Genomic DNA, 16,648 nt, shown 5'->3' with positions numbered 1-16,648 from the left:
CCCGCGGCGGGATCGCGTGCCTGAGCCGCCGAAGCTGCCGGCGGAGCGGCGCCCGGAGCTGCCGCCGCCGCCGAATCCGCCGAAGCCCCCGGAGGAGCCGGAGCCGCCGCCCCAGCCGCCGCTCGAGCGACGGCCGCCGCCCCCGCCGCCGAGCAGGTTGTCGATGAGGATGCCGCCCAGCACCGCGCCGAAGAGGTCGCCGCCGGAGCTGCGACCGGCCGGGGCCGCGCCACCGCCGTAGCCGGCGCCGTACCCGCCGCCGCCGAAGCCGCCGACGTCGGTGCGGGCGAGCGAGATCGCCTCGTCGGCGAGGCGCTCGGCCTGCTGCGCGGTGGCGAGCGCCGCGACGGGGTCGCCGGACGCCTGCGTGCCGGCCTCCGAGACGAGCCGGCGGGCCTCGGCGACCCTGGTCCGAGCCTCGGGGCCGATCGCGCCGCGGCGCGCGACGATGTAGTCCTCGGCCGTCTGCGCCTTCGCCGAGGCGGCGGCGAGCGTGCGCTGCAGCTGAGCCGCGGCGCGTTGGGCGCGTTCGGCGGCATCGCGCGCGCCGGCGATCGCCTGGTCGATGGCGGCATTGGCCTGCGTGAGCCGAGCCTGGAGCGCGAGCGGATCGCGCGGGGTCGCGGCGAGCGCGCCGCGCAGCGCGGCGGCCTCGGCGGCGGTCTGCTCGGCGAGCGCGGCGAGCTCCCCACCCGGCATCGCGCGGGCGGTCTGCACGTCCTGCTCGAGGTCGGCGGCACCGGCGGAGATCGCCGCATCGGCCGCGGCGAGCTCGGCCGCGAGCCGTTCCACCGCGGCCGCGAGCAGCTTCGCCTGGTCGACGGCCTCCTCGGCGGCCCGGATCTCGACGGCGGCGGGCCCCTGCTCGCCCCGGGCGAGCGCCGCGTCGGCCTCGGCCATCGACTCGCGGGCGAAGTCGAGGCGGGCCCTGGCCTGCGCGGGGTTGTCGGCGATCGCCGCGAGCGCCGACGGCGCGTACTGGGCCTGGAGCGAGGTCAGCCGGGCGGCGGCGGGCGCGGCGTTCGTCTCGACCGCCGCGGCCGTCTGGCGCACCCGGGCGAGGGCCTCTGGGGCGGTGCGCTCGAGCTCGCGGAGGGCGTCGAAGCGCTCGGCCTGCGCGTCGAGCAGCGCGTCCGCCTCGGCCGTCACCCGGATGATCGTCGAGTACCACTCGCGGCGCTGCTCGTCGGTGTCCGGGACCTCGTCGTCGAGCTGCTGCTGGATCGCGAACGCCTCCCGCACCTTGCCCTTCGCCGCGGTGAGCGCCTCGCGGAACGGGGCGGTCGCCTCGTCACCGTAGGAGGCGACCGCGAAGCCGAGCTCCTCCTCGCTCGTCTTCAGCGCGTCGTCGATCTGCACGAGCGCGCCGCCCGCCGTGCGGCGCAGCTCCTCGAGCGACGGCGGCGGAGGGCCGGCCGGGCCGGTGGACCCGGCGCCGCGACGGCGGCGTGCGCGGACGACGAGCACGATGACGACCACGACGGCCGCCACGAGGAGGAGGGCGATGAGCCATCCCCACCCGCCGACGCCCGCGCCGCTGCCGCCGGCGATCGCGTCGGCTGCGGCGGTGGCGGCGCCGGCCCAGTCGCCGTCGCGGAGCCGGGGCTCGATGATCTCGGAGCTGATCCGATCGAGCTCGGCGTCGGAGAGCGAGGCGTTCTGGTCGGCCGAGAGGTAGTAGGCACGGCCGTCGACCGCGACGGCGAGGAGGTAGTCCTCGGCACCCATGTTCGCGCCGACCGCGGTGTCCGCCGCCCATTCGACGGCGGACGAGGGGTTCGTGAACTCGTCGACGTAGGCCACGTAGAGCTGGCGGCCGCTGCGCTCGCCGGCATCGGCGAGGGACTGCTCGACGGAGGCGAGCTGATCGCCGAGCACCCCGGCCTGATCGACGACGGGGGAGCTGCCGAAGGCGACCGGATCCTCCGCGTGCGCGATGCCCGTGGGCGCGGCCACCGCGGCGATGACGGCGCCGAGCGCCAGCAGCATCGAACCCAGACGTCGCTTCGACATGTACCAGCAGCCCTCCGCCCCGGGACCAGACGCTCCAGAGTCTATGTCCCGCCCCCGAACCGGCGCCACCGGAGCGGGCGGCGTTCAGCGGACGGTCAGCTGCACGGCCTCGGAGACGAGCGGGATGCCGAGCGCGGCATCGGGAGCGGCGATCGCGACGGCGGCGCTCAGCGCGTACGAACCGGGCGCGAGCGCGGGGAGGGCGTCCGGTGCGGCGAGCGCCGCGTCGTCGTCGCAGCGCGCGGCGCGCACCGGCGCGGTGAACGCGGCGGACTCGCCGGGTTCGAGCACGAGCGGGATCCGCACCGCCTCGAGTCCGCTCGTGTGCCACCGGGTCACCCCGTCGGCGATCGTGAGCGCCGGGCCGGCGAGGAGCTCGCCGCGGTAGGGGATGTCGCCGGTGTTGCTGAGCGTCACGGTGGCCTGCGCGGTGCCGCCGGCGTCGAGCGCCGGGACCGCCGAGATCGCGATCGCGAGACCGTCGGCAGTCGGCGTGTTCGCCGCGGCGGGCGGCGTGCCGCACGGGTTCAGCCGGTCGATCGGGCGCAGCGCGAGCTCCTCCTGCGGCGGCTCGTCCGCGGGGGCGACGCCCGTCGCGGGCAGCGAGGGCGGCCCGGCGTCGCCGTCGGCCTCCGTCGAGTTGCTCGCGGGGGCGTCGGCCGTCGTCGAGGCCGTGTTCGCGCCGAAGCCGCCGGTGAGGGCGACCGCGCCGCCGATCGCGAGCACGGCGATCGCGGACGCCGCGCCCGTCACGAGGGCGGTGCGCCGGCGTCGGCGCTCGCGCCGGCTGCGCGCGAGCACGCCGTCGACGTCGAGGCGGGCGCCGTCGGCGTTCGAGGCATCCGCTCGCAGCGCCCGGCGCAGCTCCTCCGGATCAGGGCTGGACATCTCCGCCTCCCGTTCCCACGGCCGGCTCGGCCGTGATCATGCTCGAGGAGAGCGCCCGCAGCCCGTCGCTCAGGTACCGCTTCACCGAGCCCTGCGCGATGCCGAGGACGCGGGCGATCTCGGCGACCGGCAGGTCCTCGTAGTAGCGCAGCACCAGGCACGCGGACTGCCGCGGCGAGAGCGCGCGGAGCCGCTCGGCGAGATCGATCCGCTCGTCCACGGCCTCGGCGGCGGCGACCGGCCGCTCGGGCTCGACGGCGAGGTGCCTGACCCGCCGCCAGGTGTCCCGCCGCCTGGCGCGGTCGATGACGAGGTTCAGGACGGCCCGGCGCACGTACGCCTCGGCTCTCGGCAGCTCGAGCGAACGGCGCGGCCGGCCGAAGGTGCGGACGAGGGCGTCCTGCACGAGGTCGGCGGCCTCGTCGCGATCACCGCAGAGCAGGTAGGCGTACCGCACGAGGGCGTCGCCACGTTCGGCGACGAGCCGCTCGGCGACCCGGTCCCACTCGCTCGCCACGTTCGTTCCTCCCGACGACGGACGATCCGCCGTCACCCATACAGACGAAGGAGTCGGCCGATCGGTTGGGGGCGGAGACGCGAATGGCGCGGGACCCGCGTCCCGCGCCATTCGAACTCGTGCCCCCGGAGGGATTCGAACCCCCGACCTACGGTACCGGAAACCGGCGCTCTATCCCCTGAGCTACGGAGGCGCACAGCTGTCAACAGTAGCACCCCGCGAGGGGCGCGCCGAACGCCGCGATCAGTGCACGACGAGGCTCGCGACGGTGTCGAGCAGATCCTCCCGCACCTTCGCGCGCAGGTAGGTGCGAGCGCCGCGGAGCACAGGCACGTCGCGCACCTCGGTCGCGACGACCTCCGGGTACCAGCGGCTGATCCGGCGGACCGCCGCCTGCACCACGGCCGCGAGCTCGTCGCCGCCGATCGCCGCGACGGGGCCGGCGAGCACGAGCTGGCGGGGATCGAGCGTGGCGAGCAGCGGCAGGACCGCGTGCGCGATCCGCTCGCCGAACTCGGCGGTGAACCGGGCGCGGACCTCGGGCGAGGCCGCGGCGAGGGCGGCCAGGGCGGTCGGATGATCGCCGGCGGGGAGCCCCTCGGCGCGCACGAAGCGCTCCACGGCGCGGCCGCCGACGAGGTCCTGCACCGTCTGGGCGTCGGGGTCCATCGCGCGCGCCTCGGCGGACAGCGGCAGGAAGCCGATCTCGCCGGCGCCGCCGAAGCTGCCGCGGTGCAGGTCGCCGGCCACGTCGAAGGAGGCGCCGACGCCGTTGCCGAGCCAGACGAGCGCGAACACCTCGCCGTCGACCCCCGCGCCCGAGTCGCGTTCCGCGACGGCCGCCAGGTTCACGTCGTTCTCGATGAACACCGTGCGGCCGAGGGCGGCTTCGAGCGTCGCCCGCACGCGGAGCACCGGCCAGCCGGGCAGCGTCTCGGTGAAGAGCGTGCCCTCCTCGCCGGGGTCGACGTAGCCGGCCGTGCCGATCACGACGGTGTGTACGGCCTCGGGATCCGTGCCCGCCGCCGCGCTCGCGTCGGCGATGGCGCGGCGGATCTCCGCGACGGCGTCGCGGTCGGCGACCGCAGCGGGGAGGGCGAAGCGCGCGACCGGGTGCTCCGTGCCGACCGCGTCGACGACGGTCGCCCGGAGCTCGGCGGCGTCGAGGTCGACGGCCACGCCGAGGGGGCGGTCGATGCGCGCCGCGTACAGCGCGGCGTTGCGGCCGGGGGAGCCCGCGACGGTGCCGCGCTCCTCGATGACCCCGGCGGCCAGCAGCCGGGTCATCATGAGCGACGCCGTGGGCTTCGAGACGCCGACGATCTCGCAGATCCGGTTGCGGGTGAGCGGGCCGTGGTCGAGCAGCGCGGACAGCCCGACCCGGTCGTTGACCGCGCCGAGCCACGATGGCGTGCCCTTGGCAGATCGCGCCGCCATCCTCGCTCCTCTCCGTCCGACCCGGTCGGGGCCCGACGTCACGCCGGCAGGTTCGACAGCACCGCCTCGACGAGCTGCTGGGCGTCGCCCGGCTCGAAGAGCGCGCTCGACTCGATGACGATCCAGTAGCCGGACTCGGTGAAGATCTGCGCCTCGCCGGAGTTGCCGGACTGGCGGAAGTAGCCCTCGACCGCGGGCGGGGTGCCGTAGGTGGGGACGGCGTTCGACGAGGAGGCGGCCTGGTTGCGGGCCGATTCCAGGGCCGAGGGGGCGGGGGTCGCCACGCCGAGCTGGATCGGGTCACCGCTCGTCTGGTTCAGCCAGCCGCAGGCGGTGCCGCCGGCGTCGACCGTCGCGGTGACGTCGGCCGAGGTCGGCTCGAAGCCGTCCTGCAGCCCGAAGTTCGGGTTGAAGGCGTAGATCTGCTCGGCGGTGATGAGGGTGTCGCAGTCGGCGGCGAACGGCGTCGGCGTCTCCGTGGCGGTGGGCGCCGGCGTCTCGCTCGGAGCCGCGTCCGTCGCGGTCGGCGTCGAACTCGGCGACCCGGTCGGCGCCGGGGCGTCGCCCGCGCAGCCGGCGAGGGCGGCGACCGCTGCGGCGGCGACGAAGGCGGCGGCCACGGCCGTGCGGGACCGGATGGCGGGGGAGCGGAGCGTGCGCGACATGGGAGGAACCCTATCAATCGCGAACGATAGGATTCGTGCGTGACTCCAGCCGATCTTTCGCATGCCCTGTCCGACCTCGTCGCCGCCCTCGTGGAGCGACGTCGCGCGGCGGGCGCGGAGCTCGAGCTGAGCGTCACGCCCGAGCAGATCGTGCTCGAGCGGCCGAAGCTGCGCGAGCACGGCGACTGGGCCTCGAGCGTGGCGCTGCGCATCGCGAAGCCGCTCGGCGCGAACCCCCGCGAGGTCGCGACCGAGCTCGCCGCGGGCCTCGCCGAGCTCGACGGCGTCGCGAGCGCCGAGGTCGCCGGTCCCGGCTTCATCAACATCCGCCTCGATGCGGCGGCCGCCGGTGCGCTCGCGAAGACGATCGTCGACGCGGGCGCCGACTACGGCCACGGTACGAGCCAGGCCGGCCGGGTGATCAACATGGAGTTCGTCTCGGCGAACCCCACCGGCCCGCTGCACATCGGCCACACCCGCTGGGCGGCGCTCGGCGACTCGATCAGCCGGGTGCTGCGCGCCGCGGGCGCCGAGGTCGCGAACGAGTACTACATCAACGACGCCGGCAACCAGATGGACAACTTCGGCGCTTCGGTGCTCGCGGCCGCGAAGGGCGAGCCGACGCCGGAGGGCGGCTACCCCGGCCAGTACATCGCCGACCTCGCGAAGGTCGTGCTCGAGCGCGAGCCGAAGCTCGGCGAACTCGACGACGCGGCCGCGCTGCACACCGCCCGCGAGATCGCCTACGAGCACCAGCTGGCCGAGATCCAGGCCTCCCTCGACCGCTTCAACGTGCACTTCGACGTGTGGACGAGCGAGCGCCGGCTGCACCAGAAGGACGAGCACGGCGTCTCGGCGATCGACGCCGCCCTCGAGCGGCTGCGCGCCCAGGGGCACGTCTACGAGGCCGACGATGCGATCTGGGTGAAGACGACCGACTTCGGCGACGACAAGGACCGCGTGTTCTGCCGCTCGAACGGCGTGCCGACCTACTTCGCCGCCGACGCGGCCTACTACCTCGACAAGGGCGACCGCGGCTTCGAGCACAAGATGTACCTGCTCGGCGCCGACCACCACGGCTACGTGCACCGGCTCAAGGCCGTCGCGGGCGCCGCGGGCGAGGACCCCGAGCGCGACATCGAGATCCTCATCGGCCAGCTCGTCTCGGTCAACGGCGCGCGGCTGTCCAAGCGCGCCGGCAACATCATCGAGCTCGACGACCTGCAGGCCTGGCTCGGCACCGACGCGCTGCGGTACACGCTCGCGCGCTACCCGGCCGACTCGCCGATCGCGATCGACCCCGAGGTGCTGAAGCGCCGCACGAACGACAACCCCGTCTTCTACGTGCAGTACGCCCACGCCCGCACCGCGGCCGTCGCGCGGAACGCGGCCGCCTCCGGCGTCGATCGTTCGGAGTTCGCCCCGGAGCTGCTCGAGCACGAGACCGAATCGGCGCTGCTCGGCGCCCTGCAGGAGTTCCCGCGGGTCGTGGCGCAGGCCGCGGAGCTGCGCGAGCCGCACCGCGTCGCCCGGTACCTCGAGGAGCTCGCGGGGCTCTACCACCGCTGGTACGACAACTGCCGCGTGCTGCCCCTCGGCGAGGAGCCGGTCGGCGCGCTGCACCGCACCCGGCTCTGGCTGAACGACGCCTCCGGCCAGGTGCTGCGCAACGGCCTCGACCTCCTCGGCGTCTCGGCGCCCGAGCGGATGTGACGGCGGCGCGATGAGCGAGGCCGCGACCGTGCCCATCGACCCGGCCCCCGGAGCCCGGGAGCCGAGGCCGAAGCGGCGCGGGCTGCGCGCCCTCGTCATCGTGCTCATGGTGGTCGTCGTGCTCGGCGTGGCCGCGGTCGTCGCCGACGGCATCGCCCGCGGCATCGCCCAGCAGCAGGTGGCGGCGCAGATCCAGCAGAAGCTGCCCGAGCGCGTGCAGGGCGACGTCGACGTGCGCATCGGGGGGTTCTCCGTCATCGCCCAGTACCTCTCGGGGCGCATGGACGAGGTCGAGCTCTCCGCTCCCGAGCTCGAGGTCCGCGGCGCGCCCGTGGCCGTCGACGTCACCCTGCACGGCGTGCCCGTCGACCTCGCCGAACCCGTCGGCCGGCTCTCGGCGCGCGTCACGATCGGCCAGGAGGCGCTGAACACGCTCATCGCCGAGTCGGGCAGCGCCGCCGCGGTGGGCACGGTGGAACTCGGCGACGGCACGGTCGGCTACGCCGGTCAGGCCGAACTGCTCGGCCTCGCCGTCGACTACACGGCGAGCGCGCGTCCGGAGGCGGCCGGCGACGAGGTGCTGCTCACGCCCGTCGACGTCTCGGTGGGCGCCCTCGGCGGCAGCATCGACGTCTCCGGACTCGTGGAACGGCTGCTCGGCCAGGAGCCGATCGCCGTCTGCGTCGCGCAGTACCTGCCGGACGGGCTCCGGGCCGAGCGCATCCAGGTCGAGCCGGGCACGGCGACGGCGTGGCTCGGGGCGGAGCGCTTCACGCTCGACGGGGCGAGCCTGTCCGCGACCGGCAGCTGCGACTGACCCACACGTTTCCGGGGCGTCGTCATGAATTTCAGCGGCTCCCGCTCCGTCGATAGACTCGCGATGATCCGCCGAGGCGGATGACGCCGACTGGCTTCAGGGACCAATCCGGGTTCGCTCGCCGCGCAGCACCCCCAGCTCCCGCATCCCGTGAGGTTCGTACGTGGCAGGACACGCAGCAGACCGCCGCACCCTCGAGGTGCCCGCGGACCCCAACGCGCTCGTCGAGGGCGTCTGGCCCGCGAGCGCGACCCGCGACGAGGTCGGCCGGCTCGTCGTCGGCGGCGTCGACGCGGAGACCCTCGCCGCCCGCTTCGGCACCCCGCTCTACGTGCTCGACGAGGGCGAGGTGCGAGCCAGGGCCGCCCGCACCCGCAGCGCGTTCGAGGCCGCCGCGCACCGCATCGGCACCGAGGCGACCGTGTACTACGCGGGCAAGGCGTTCCTCTCCACCGCGATCGTCCGCTGGGTGACCGAGTCCGGCCTCGCCGTCGACGTCTGCTCGGGCGGGGAGCTCGCCGTCGCGCTCGCCGCGGGGGCCGAGCCCGCGCGACTCGGCTTCCACGGCAACAACAAGTCGGAGGCCGAGATCGCCGCCGCGGTCGAGGCAGGCGTCGGCGCCCTCATCATCGACAGCGAGATCGAGATCGAGCGGGTCGCCCGGGCGGCGGCCGCCGCCGGCCGCGTGCAGCGCGTGCGGCTCCGCGTGAACAGCGGCGTGCACGCCTCGACGCACGAGTTCCTCGCCACCGCGCACGAGGACCAGAAGTTCGGCGTGACGCTCGGCCGCGCCGTGGAGCTCGGCGAGCGCATCCGCTCGCACCCCTCGCTCGAGTTCCTGGGCCTGCACTGCCACATCGGCTCGCAGATCTTCGACGCGGCCGGCTTCGCCGAGTCGGCGGCGCGGCTCCTCGCCGAGCACGCCGCGCTGCTGGCGACCGGGCCCGTGCCCGAGCTGAACCTCGGCGGCGGCTTCGGCATCGCCTACACCGCCGCCGACGATCCGGCGCCCATCGAGCGCATCGCCGACGGCATCGCCGACGCGGTGGCCGAGGGCTGCCGCGCCCTCGGCATCCCCGTCCCGAAGCTCGCCTTCGAGCCCGGCCGCACCATCGTGGGCCCTGCGGGCATCACCCTCTACCGCGTCGGCACGGTGAAGCCCGTGCCGACCGAGGAGGGCTGGCGGCACTACGTCTCCGTCGACGGCGGCATGAGCGACAACGCGCGCTTCGCCCTGTACGGCGCCGACTACTCGGCCCGGCTCGCCTCCCGCAGCTCGGCGGAGCCCGCCGCCCTCGTCCGCATCGCGGGCAAGCACTGCGAGGCCGGCGACATCGTGGTCGACCGCGAGTACCTGCCGCACGACGTGGGCCCCGGCGACCTCGTCGCCGTCGCCGCGACTGGCGCGTACTGCTGGTCGCTGTCGAGCAACTACAACCACGTGCCCCGCCCGGCGGTCGTCGCCGTCGACCAGGGCGCCGCGCGGGTCATCGTCCGCGGCGAGACCATCGCCGATCTCCTCGCCCGCGACGTCGGGCACGAGGCATCCGGAACCTCGGACGCCGTCTCCACCCCAGCCGAAGGGACCTCAGAATGATCGAGTACCGCTCCATCCGCGTCGCACTCCTGGGCGCCGGGTCGGTCGGATCGCAGGTCGCGAGGCTCCTGCTCGAGCACCGTGACGAGCTGGCCCAGCGCATCGGCGCGCGGCTCGAGCTCGTCGGCGTGGCCGTCCGCGACGTCGATGCGCGGCGCGACGTCGAGCTGCCCCGCGAGCTCCTCACGACCGACGCGGAGACGCTCATCCTCGGCGCCGACGTCGTCATCGAGCTGATGGGCGGCATCGAGCCGGCCCGCACCCTCGTGCTGCAGGCGATCGGCTCGGGGGCCGACGTCGTGACCGGCAACAAGGCGCTCATCGCCGCGCACGGCCCGGAGCTCTTCGCCGCGGCCGAGCAGGTCGGGGCGCAGCTGTCCTACGAGGCCGCCGTCGGCGGGGCCATCCCGATCATCCGTCCGCTGCGCGACTCGCTCGCCGGCGACCGGGTCGAGCGCATCCTCGGCATCGTGAACGGCACCACGAACTTCATCCTCGACCGCATGGACACCACGGGCGCCTCCCTCGAGGACGCGCTCGCGACCGCGACGGAGCTCGGCTACGCCGAGGCCGACCCGACCGCCGACATCGGCGGCTACGACGCGGCGCAGAAGGCCGCGATCCTCGCGAGTCTCGCGTTCCACACGAACGTCCCGATCGAGGACGTGCACCGCGAGGGCATCACGCAGGTAAGCGCGGAGCAGGTCGAGTCCGCCAGGAAGGCCGGCTACGTCGTCAAGCTGCTCGCGATCTGCGAGCGGATCGCGGATGCCGCGAGCGGCGAGGAGGGCGTCTCGGCCCGCGTCTACCCGGCGCTCGTGCCCCGCAGCCACCCGCTCGCCGCCGTGCACGGCGCGAACAACGCGGTCTTCGTGGAGGCCGCCGCCGCCGGCCCGCTGATGTTCTACGGCGCGGGCGCCGGCGGCGTGCAGACCGCGTCGGCCGTGCTCGGCGACCTCGTCGCGATCGCCCGCCGCCACGTCATCGGCGGTCCGGGCACCGCGGAGTCGACGCACGCCGCCCTGCCGGTGCTGCCGATCGACCGCATCACGACCCGCTACGCCATCACGCTCGAGGTCGCCGACGAGCCGGGCGTGCTCGCCACCATCGCGCACGTCTTCGCCGACCACGGCGTCTCGGTCGAGCAGCTCGAGCAGACCGTGGACGAGGTCTCCGGCCGGGCTACGCTGGTCATCGGCACGCACGAGGCCAGTGAGGGCGCCCTCGCCCAGACCGTCGCCGCGCTCGCGGCGAGCCCGGTCGTCGTGTCCGTCGCGTCCGTCCTCCGAGTCGAAGGAGCCCAGTGAACCAGCCCACCCCCAAGCCGGGCTCGCGCCAGTGGCGCGGCGTCATCCGCGAGTACGCCTCGAGGCTCGACGTCACCGACGCCACCCCCATCGTCACGCTCGGCGAGGGCGGGACGCCGCTCCTGCCGGCCCCCGCGCTCGGCCGCCGCACCGGCTCCGACGTCTGGGTGAAGTTCGAGGGCATGAACCCGACCGGCTCGTTCAAGGACCGCGGCATGACCATGGCCGTCACGAAGGCCGTCGAGCGCGGCGCCGAGGTCGTCATCTGCGCCTCCACGGGCAACACCTCGGCGTCGGCGGCCGCCTATGCGGCGCACGCCGGCATCACGGCGGCGGTGCTCGTGCCCGAGGGCAAGGTCGCGATGGGCAAGCTCAGCCAGGCCGTCGCGCACGGCGCGCGCATCATCCAGCTGCAGGGCACCTTCGACGACTGTCTCGACATCGCCCGCGAGCTCGCCGACGTGCACCCCGTGCACCTCGTCAACTCGGTGAACAACGACCGCATCGAGGGGCAGAAGACGGCGGCCTTCGAGGTCGTCGAGGTGCTCGGCGATGCGCCGGACTTCCACTTCGTCCCGGTCGGCAACGCCGGCAATTACACGGCCTACACGCGCGGCTATCGCGAGGACATCCAGGCGGGCAACGCGACGCGGATGCCTCGGATGTTCGGCTTCCAGGCGGCCGGTTCGGCCCCGATCGTCCGCGGCGAGCCCGTGCGCGACCCCGAGACGATCGCGAGCGCCATCCGCATCGGCAACCCGGCCTCGTGGGAGCTCGCGCTCTCCGCGCGCGACGAGACCGACGGCTACTTCGGCGCGATCGCCGACGAGCGCATCCTCGAGGCGCAGCGCATCCTCTCGGCCGAGGTCGGCATCTTCGTCGAGCCCGCCTCGGCGATCTCCGTCGCCGGCCTGCTCGAGCGCGCGGAGGCCGGGCAGATCCCGGCCGGCGCGCGCGTCGTGCTGACGGTCACCGGCCATGGGCTGAAAGACCCGCAGTGGGCGGTCCGCCGGGCCGACGGCACGGAGGAGCAGCCGGTGGTCGTCCCCGTCGACACCGCCCAGGTCGCCTCGCTGCTGGGACTCGGCGCGTGAGCGGCGGGATGGCCGGCGCGCTGCCGGAGCAGGAGCTCGCAGAGGCCCCCGGCATCGCCGGACGCTCGATCCTCGTCAAGGTGCCCGCCACCTCGGCGAACCTCGGCCCCGGCTTCGACACGCTCGGGCTCGCGCTCGCGCAGTACGACGAGCTCGAGGTCAGCGTGATCGACGCGGGGCTCGAGATCGAGGTGCACGGCGTCGGCGCCGGCGAGGTGCCGCTCGACGACTCGCACCTCGTCGTGCGCGCCGCGGCGCACAGCTTCGCCCGCGCGGGGTACGCCCTGCCGCCGATCCGGCTCGTGGCGCGCAACACGATCCCGCACGGTCGCGGGCTCGGCTCCTCGGGGGCGGCGATCGTCGCCGGCGTGATGATCGCGAAGGGGCTGCTGGAGGGCATCGTCGAGTTCGACGCCGACCGCCTCCTCGAGCTCGCCACCGAGCTCGAGGGCCACCCGGACAACGTCGCGCCCGCGCTCTTCGGCGGGCTCACGATCGCGTGGACCACGCCCGAGGGCCCGCGGCACAAGAAGCTCATCGTGCACCGCGGCGTCTCGCCGCTCGTGCTCGTGCCCGAGCACGAGATGTCGACGGCGCTCGCGCGTTCGCTGCAGCCCGAGCAGGTGCCCCACGAGGACGCCGTGTTCAACGTCTCGCGCTCGGCGCTGCTCGTCGCCGCGCTCATCCAGAGCCCCGAGCTGCTGCTCGCGGCCACCGAGGACAAGCTGCACCAGAACTACCGCGCGCAGGCGATGCCCGAGACCGACGCCCTCATCCGGGCGCTCCGCGCCGCGGGGCATCCGGCCGTCGTCTCCGGCGCGGGTCCCTCGATCCTCGTGCTCGCGAGCGACCCGGCCGAGCGCGCCGAGGCGGCCGCGCTCGTCGCCGAGCGCGCGGAGACCGCCTGGCAGGCGCTCCCGCTCGCGGTCGACTTCAAGGGCGCCACCGTCCACGCGGCCTGACTCGGCGGGCCGGCGGACGCTTCCGTACGGATTGGCGCGTCGCGGTTCGTCCCGGGGCGGGGTCGGGTGCTAGACTCGACCCCGCACCCGACGACCGACACGCGGTTCGCGTCCGTCGCCGCATGGTGCGATTCCCGGCAATTCATTGCTCTCGCTCTTGCGCAGATCTGCGCCCCCGCGCGCATCGATCGCCCGCTGTCGAGCGACCAGCCCTTCCGAGCCCGCGAATCTCGCGGCCGGGGGAAAGGAACATACCCCAGTGACCAACGGAACCGACCGCGTCCAGAACGCGGCCAGCACCGCAGAACTCAAGAGCCTCAAGGTGGCCGAGCTCGTCGAGCTCGCCGGCTCGCTCGGCATCGCCGGCGCCTCGAAGCGCCGCAAGGGCGAGCTGATCGAGCTCATCGAGGCGCAGCAGGCAGCCGGCAACGTCGAGCTCGACGTGCCGACCGAGGCCGCAGCGGCCGACGTCGCCCCGGCCGAGGCGGCGCCCGCCGTCGAGCCCGAGGCGCCCGCCGCGGAAGCGGCCCCGGCCGCCGCCGAGGCATCCGTCCCGGCCGAGGCATCCGCTTCGGCGGACGCACCGGTCGCGGAGGCGCCCGTCGCCGAGGCTCAGGCCGAGGCGCCCGCGCGTCGCGGCCGCCAGTCGCGCCGCGTGACGAGCAGCGGCACCGCCGCCGTGCAGCACGTGAACGGCGGCGGCGCCGGCGTGCCGCTCGTCCCCGGCGACGAGGAGGCGGCCCGCGAGGCCGCTCGCGCCGCCGTGCGCGAGGAGCTCGCCGCGGCCACCGGTGAGGCCGGCCAGCGTCCGGCCGCCGCCGAGGGTGAGTCGGGCGAGGCGCCCGAGCCCCGGCAGGGCCGTCGTCGCGGCCGCCGCGGCGGCGAGCGCAACGCCGACGACAAGCAGCAGAACGGCCGGGGCGAGTCCCAGGCCGACGGCGAGAAGTCGCAGGGCGGCCGCAACGGCGACGCCCGCAACGCCGAGCGCAAGAACGACAAGCAGGACGGCGAGAAGGCCGCCGACGGCGACAAGGCCGGCGAGAAGCAGGGCCAGGGCCGTGACAAGCAGGGCCAGCAGAACCAGCAGGGCGGCCAGCAGAACCAGCAGCAGGACGGCGAGGGCGGCCGTCGCAGCCGCTACCGCGACCGTAAGCGCCGCGGCCAGGGCGGCGGGGGCGACGAGGTCGAGCCCGAGATCCTCGACGACGACGTGCTCATCCCCGTCGCCGGCATCCTCGACGTGCTCGACAACTACGCCTTCGTGCGCACCACCGGCTACCTGCCCGGCCCGAGCGACGTCTACGTCTCGCTCGGCCAGGTGAAGAAGTACCACCTGCGCAAGGGCGACGCCGTGGTCGGCGCCATCAAGCAGCCGCGCGACGGCGAGGGCAACAGCCGCCAGAAGTACAACGCGCTGGTCAAGGTCGACTCGATCAACGGGCAGACCCCGGAGGAGGCGGCCGCGCGCGTCGACTTCCAGAAGCTCACGCCGCTGTACCCGCAGGACCGGCTGCGCCTCGAGACCGAGCCGACGAAGCTCACCCAGCGCATCATCGACCTCGTCGCCCCGATCGGCAAGGGTCAGCGCGGCCTCATCGTCGCGCCGCCGAAGGCCGGCAAGACGATCGTCCTGCAGCAGATCGCGAACGCGATCTCGCAGAACAACCCCGAGGTCCACCTCATGGTCGTGCTCGTCGACGAGCGCCCCGAAGAGGTCACCGACATGGAGCGCACGGTGAAGGGCGAGGTCATCGCCTCGACCTTCGACCGCCCCGCCGAGGACCACACCACCGTCGCCGAGCTCGCCATCGAGCGCGCGAAGCGCCTGGTGGAGCTCGGTCACGACGTCGTCGTGCTGCTCGACTCGATCACCCGTCTCGGCCGCGCGTACAACCTCGCCGCGCCGACCTCGGGCCGCGTGCTGTCCGGCGGCGTCGACGCCTCCGCGCTGTACCCGCCGAAGCGCTTCTTCGGCGCCGCGCGCAACATCGAGAACGGCGGCTCGCTCACCATCCTCGCCACCGCGCTCGTCGAGACCGGCTCGAAGATGGACGAGGTCATCTTCGAGGAGTTCAAGGGCACCGGCAACAGCGAGCTGCGCCTCAGCCGCCAGCTGGCCGACAAGCGCATCTTCCCCGCGGTCGACGTGAACGCCTCGTCGACCCGTCGCGAGGAGATGCTGCTCAGCCCCGACGAGGTGAAGATCACCTGGAAGCTCCGTCGCGCCCTCGCCGGCCTCGAGCCGCAGCAGGCGCTGGAGGCCGTCCTCGGACGCCTCAAGGAGACCCAGTCGAACACCGAGTTCCTGCTCCTCATGCAGAAGTCGGCCCCGGTCGGCGGGCACTCGAACGAGTCCGACCACCGCTGATCCGCCGATGTTCGAAACCGTCCGACCGCTGATCGCCGAGTACGGCGAGCTCCAGCAGGAGCTCGCCGACCCGGCGCTGCACGCCGACCCCGCTCGCGCGAAGAAGGCGAACCGGCGGTACGCGGAGCTCTCGAAGATCGTCGCCGCGCACGGCGCCTGGGTGCAGGCCGGCGACGATCTCGAGGCCGCCCGCGAGCTCGCGAAGGAGGACGAGGCGTTCGCCGAGGAGGTGCCCGCGCTCGAGGCATCCCTCGCCGAGGCCCAGGAGAAGCTGCGGCGGCTCCTCATCCCGCGCGACCCCGACGACGGCCGCGACGTGATCATGGAGATCAAGGGCGGCGAGGGCGGCGCCGAGAGCGCGCTGTTCGCCGCGGACCTGCTGCGCATGTACATCCAATACGCGCAGTCCAAGGGCTGGAAGACCGAGCTCCTCGAGCGCAACGAGTCCGACCTCGGCGGCTACAAGGACGTGCAGCTCGCGATCAAGTCGAACGCGAGCGATCCCTCGCAGGGGGTCTGGGCGCACCTCAAGTACGAGGGCGGCGTGCACCGCGTGCAGCGCGTGCCCGTCACCGAGACGCAGGGGCGCATCCACACCTCGACGACGGGCGTGCTCGTCTTCCCCGAGGTCGACGAGCCCGAGGAGGTCGACCTCAACCAGAACGACCTCAAGATCGACGTCTACCGCTCGAGCGGCCCCGGCGGGCAGTCGGTCAACACGACCGACTCCGCGGTGCGGATCACGCACCTGCCGACCGGCATCGTCGTCTCGATGCAGAACGAGAAGTCGCAGCTGCAGAACCGTGAGGCGGCCATGCGCGTGCTCCGCGCTCGCCTCCTCGCCCGGCAGCAGGAGGAGCTCGCCGCGGCCGCCTCCGACGCCCGCCGCTCGCAGATCCGCTCGATGGACCGCTCCGAGCGCATCCGCACCTACAACTTCCCCGAGAACCGCATCGCCGATCACCGCACCGGCTACAAGGCGTACAACCTCGACCAGGTGATGAACGGCGCCCTCGACCCCATCATCGAGTCGGCGATCCGCGCCGACGAGGAGTCGCAGCTGGCCGTCTCCGGCGACGAGTAGGCCGGCTCCCCGGCGGTAGGCGGCCCCGGCACGGTCTCGGGCAGGCGCGCTGGTTCATGCTCGCCGCGCCGCGTCTCCTCGCCCAGCGCGCGGGCGCGACGCGGTTCGTCTCCTCGCTCCTCCTCCACATCGCGGTACGCCGCTGCCGCCTCCACGGATCACGCTCGCGCCCGCGAAGCGCCCCCA

13 protein-coding genes and 1 tRNA gene are annotated in these 16,648 nt (G+C 74.2%); 8 read left to right on the top strand and 6 right to left on the bottom strand.

Going from position 1 to position 16,648, the window contains the following annotated elements; all coding sequences use genetic code 11:
- The 6 genes from IEY71_RS18565 to IEY71_RS15100 all read right to left on the bottom strand — a co-directional run.
- Positions 1–2,013: TPM domain-containing protein (locus tag IEY71_RS18565; protein ID WP_268243571.1), on the bottom strand; the 2,013-nt coding region annotated here is incomplete at its 3' end.
- Positions 2,014–2,097: 84 nt separating this feature from the next.
- On the bottom strand, positions 2,098–2,901 hold the full coding sequence (locus IEY71_RS15120) for a RodZ family helix-turn-helix domain-containing protein (protein ID WP_189086186.1): 804 nt from the start codon (positions 2,899–2,901) through the stop codon (positions 2,098–2,100).
- Positions 2,888–3,418: a sigma-70 family RNA polymerase sigma factor gene (locus tag IEY71_RS15115; protein WP_229781783.1), complete on the bottom strand. Its 531-nt coding sequence runs from the start codon at positions 3,416–3,418 to the stop codon at positions 2,888–2,890. The genes IEY71_RS15120 and IEY71_RS15115 overlap by 14 nt, the downstream gene beginning before the upstream one ends.
- Positions 3,419–3,538: 120 nt before the next feature.
- Positions 3,539–3,611 (bottom strand) — tRNA-Arg (locus IEY71_RS15110).
- Positions 3,612–3,661: 50 nt separating this feature from the next.
- On the bottom strand, positions 3,662–4,855 hold the full coding sequence (locus tag IEY71_RS15105; RefSeq protein WP_189086184.1) for an ROK family transcriptional regulator: 1,194 nt from the start codon (positions 4,853–4,855) through the stop codon (positions 3,662–3,664).
- A 38-nt stretch (positions 4,856–4,893) separates the two neighbouring features.
- Positions 4,894–5,520 (bottom strand): iron ABC transporter ATP-binding protein, encoded by a 627-nt coding sequence (locus IEY71_RS15100; protein ID WP_189086183.1) that lies wholly within the window; start codon positions 5,518–5,520, stop codon positions 4,894–4,896.
- A gap of 39 nt (positions 5,521–5,559) precedes the next feature.
- Here IEY71_RS15100 and IEY71_RS15095 point away from each other — a divergent pair, with 39 nt between their 5' ends.
- From IEY71_RS15095 to prfA, 8 genes are all read left to right on the top strand, one after another.
- On the top strand, positions 5,560–7,233 hold the full coding sequence (locus IEY71_RS15095; RefSeq protein ID WP_189086182.1) for an arginine--tRNA ligase: 1,674 nt from the start codon (positions 5,560–5,562) through the stop codon (positions 7,231–7,233).
- 10 nt (positions 7,234–7,243) lie between these two features.
- A complete protein-coding gene (locus IEY71_RS15090; RefSeq protein WP_189086181.1) occupies positions 7,244–8,050 on the top strand; it encodes an LmeA family phospholipid-binding protein in 807 nt (268 codons plus the stop codon).
- A gap of 163 nt (positions 8,051–8,213) precedes the next feature.
- On the top strand, positions 8,214–9,647 hold the full coding sequence (gene lysA / locus IEY71_RS15085; RefSeq protein WP_189086180.1) for a diaminopimelate decarboxylase: 1,434 nt from the start codon (positions 8,214–8,216) through the stop codon (positions 9,645–9,647).
- Positions 9,644–10,954 (top strand): homoserine dehydrogenase, encoded by a 1,311-nt coding sequence (locus tag IEY71_RS15080; protein WP_189086179.1) that lies wholly within the window; start codon positions 9,644–9,646, stop codon positions 10,952–10,954. The genes lysA and IEY71_RS15080 overlap by 4 nt, the downstream gene beginning before the upstream one ends.
- Positions 10,951–12,048, top strand: a complete 1,098-nt coding sequence (gene thrC / locus IEY71_RS15075; protein WP_189086178.1) for a threonine synthase — start codon at positions 10,951–10,953, stop codon at positions 12,046–12,048. Before IEY71_RS15080 ends, thrC begins: the two co-directional genes overlap by 4 nt.
- A gap of 8 nt (positions 12,049–12,056) precedes the next feature.
- Positions 12,057–13,010, top strand: a complete 954-nt coding sequence (gene thrB, locus IEY71_RS15070) for a homoserine kinase (RefSeq protein WP_189086210.1) — start codon at positions 12,057–12,059, stop codon at positions 13,008–13,010.
- Between the two features lie 259 nt (positions 13,011–13,269).
- Complete coding sequence (gene rho, locus IEY71_RS15065) at positions 13,270–15,378, top strand: transcription termination factor Rho (protein ID WP_189086177.1); 2,109 nt, start codon at positions 13,270–13,272, stop codon at positions 15,376–15,378.
- Positions 15,379–15,385: 7 nt separating this feature from the next.
- A complete protein-coding gene (gene prfA, locus IEY71_RS15060) occupies positions 15,386–16,462 on the top strand; it encodes a peptide chain release factor 1 (RefSeq protein WP_189086176.1) in 1,077 nt (358 codons plus the stop codon).
- Positions 16,463–16,648: the final 186 nt, after the last annotated feature.

It is taken from the genome of Agromyces mediolanus (assembly GCF_014648575.1).
Taxonomy (GTDB): domain Bacteria; phylum Actinomycetota; class Actinomycetes; order Actinomycetales; family Microbacteriaceae; genus Agromyces; species Agromyces mediolanus.
The sequence above is the reverse complement of the archived record's forward strand: the minus strand, read 5'-3'. Positions and strand labels throughout refer to the sequence as shown.

Bases quoted from the DNA above. Each gene is read 5' to 3' on its own strand.
- IEY71_RS15100 (WP_189086183.1), bottom strand. From the start codon at position 5,520: ATGTCGCGCACGCTCCGCTCCCCCGCCATCCGGTCCCGCACGGCCGTG.
- IEY71_RS15105 (WP_189086184.1), bottom strand. From the start codon at position 4,855: ATGGCGGCGCGATCTGCCAAGGGCACGCCATCGTGGCTCGGCGCGGTC.
- prfA (WP_189086176.1), top strand. From the start codon at position 15,386: ATGTTCGAAACCGTCCGACCGCTGATCGCCGAGTACGGCGAGCTCCAG.
- thrB (WP_189086210.1), top strand. From the start codon at position 12,057: ATGGCCGGCGCGCTGCCGGAGCAGGAGCTCGCAGAGGCCCCCGGCATC.
- IEY71_RS15120 (WP_189086186.1), bottom strand. From the start codon at position 2,901: ATGTCCAGCCCTGATCCGGAGGAGCTGCGCCGGGCGCTGCGAGCGGAT.
- IEY71_RS15080 (WP_189086179.1), top strand. From the start codon at position 9,644: ATGATCGAGTACCGCTCCATCCGCGTCGCACTCCTGGGCGCCGGGTCG.
- IEY71_RS15090 (WP_189086181.1), top strand. From the start codon at position 7,244: ATGAGCGAGGCCGCGACCGTGCCCATCGACCCGGCCCCCGGAGCCCGG.